The organism is Promineifilum sp. (SeqCode), from assembly GCF_041918635.1.
Classification (GTDB): Bacteria; Chloroflexota; Anaerolineae; order Promineifilales; family Promineifilaceae; genus Promineifilum.
Map to the genome: position 1 here is coordinate 1 of NZ_JAYRVJ010000509.1, position 1,782 is coordinate 1,782.

A 1,782-nucleotide genomic window follows, 5' to 3' on the forward strand; every position below is an offset into this window, starting at 1 on the left:
GGCGCCTGAGGATGATTCGGGCGAGTAGGTCACACAAGTTCGCTTAGTACGCCCCACGCGCCGAGAGCAGATGCGGCACAGTTTGCAACAGGATGCGCACGTCCAGTCCCAGCGTCCAGTTCTCAATATAATAGATGTCCAGCAGGCACAACTCGTCGAAGGTCAAGTCCGACCGGCCGCTGACCTGCCAGAGGCCGGTGAGCCCACCGACGACGGCCAATCGCTGCCGGTGCCATGGCTTGTAGGCTTCCACCTCTTCGGGCAGCGGGGGGCGCGGCCCGACCAGGCTCATCTGCCCCAGCAGCACGTTGTAGAGTTGCGGCAACTCGTCCAGGCTCAGGCGGCGAATGAAGCGGCCGACGCGGGTCAGGCGCGGGTCATCCCTGATCTTGAACAGCGGCCCGTCCGCCTCGTTCAACGCCAATAGCGCCTCCTTCTGCTGCTCCGCGCCGACGACCATCGAGCGAAACTTGTGCATCATGAACAGCCGGCCGTTCCGCCCCACCCGCGGCGAGGCGTAAAAGACCGGCCCGGGTGAATCCAGCTTGATCGCCAGCGCCACCGCGGCCATCACCAGCAACGCCAGCGGCCCCAGCAGGATGATGACCGTCAGATCGAGCGCCCGCTTGAGGAACAACCCCAGCTTGCTGATGTGGCCGAACGTCGCCATGTCGCGCACCCCCAGCATGGGCACGCCGGCCATGTTGGTGAACTCCACCCGGTTCAGGCTCAGTTGCAGCAGGTCGGGCACCACCTGGGCGCGCACCTTGCGCTGCTGGCAGAGTTGGAGCAGGTGGAGCAGCTGCCGGTGCATCTCGCCCGGCAGGGCGATGAAGACGGTATCCACGGGCGTCGCTCCGTTCAGATAGCGGCCCAGGTCGTGGTAACTGCCCAGACGCGGGATGCGGCCGAGGCCGACGTTGTTCTGGCCGACGCCATCGTCCAGGTAGCCGATGACGGAGAAACCCAGGTCGGGCCGGGCCAGCAGAGTGCGGATCAGGCTCAGGCCCGTCTCGCCGCTGCCGACGACGATCACCCGGTCGGCCCCAATGCCACGGCGGTAGAGCGCGTTCATCAGCAGGTGGCGCACCAGCCGCGCCGCGCCGATGAACAGGACAATGAACAGCAGCGCCCAGAAGATGAGCAGGCGTGAGAAGGGCGTCGGCTGCAAGAAGAAGGTGACGGCCATCATCAGGGTGATACCGGCCGCCGACGCCGTGGCCGCGCGGGCCGCCTCGTCCAGCCAGGATTCGCCACGCCGCCGCCGCCACACGTCGGTGTAACGAAAGGTCAGCGCCAACAGGATGGTGAGGATAAGCTGCTGCCCCAGATAGTCACCGTACGGCTCGGAGAAGGCCACCGGCCGGAACCATTGCCACACGTAGCGAACGACGTAGGCCAGCCCAAAGGCCAGGTTGATCAGCAGCAGATCGGTGACGATGGTCACCCAATGGACGACGGGGTTCTTCACAACACACCATCCGGTAACAGTTGGCCCAGCGCGCGCCGGTAGACAGTCGCCATCTCACGCCCCGCCCGCTCCCACGAGAAATGCGCCGCCTGGGCCGGTCCCGCCTCCCGCAGCCGCCGGCGCAACGCCTCGTCGTCGAGGACGGCGGCCAGGTGCGCGGCCAGCGCGCCGGTGTCGTGGGGATCAAAGTAGAGCGCGGCCGTCCCGCCCGCTTCCGGCAGGGAGGACGTATCGGCGGCGATGACCGGCGCGCCGCAGGCCAGGGCCTCGACGATGGGCAGGCCGAAGCCCTCGTAGAGCGAGGGGAAGAC

At 67.0% G+C, this 1,782-nt stretch carries 2 protein-coding genes; both read right to left on the reverse strand.

Annotation, left to right across the window (positions count from 1 at the left end; all coding sequences use genetic code 11):
* Positions 1–43 precede the first annotated feature (43 nt).
* Positions 44–1,471: a sugar transferase gene (locus ACE3UY_RS15400; RefSeq protein WP_374688384.1), complete on the reverse strand. Its 1,428-nt coding sequence runs from the start codon at positions 1,469–1,471 to the stop codon at positions 44–46.
* Positions 1,468–1,782 (reverse strand): glycosyltransferase (locus tag ACE3UY_RS15405; protein ID WP_374688385.1); only part of this gene is annotated, 315 nt, incomplete at its 5' end. The genes ACE3UY_RS15405 and ACE3UY_RS15400, both read right to left, overlap by 4 nt.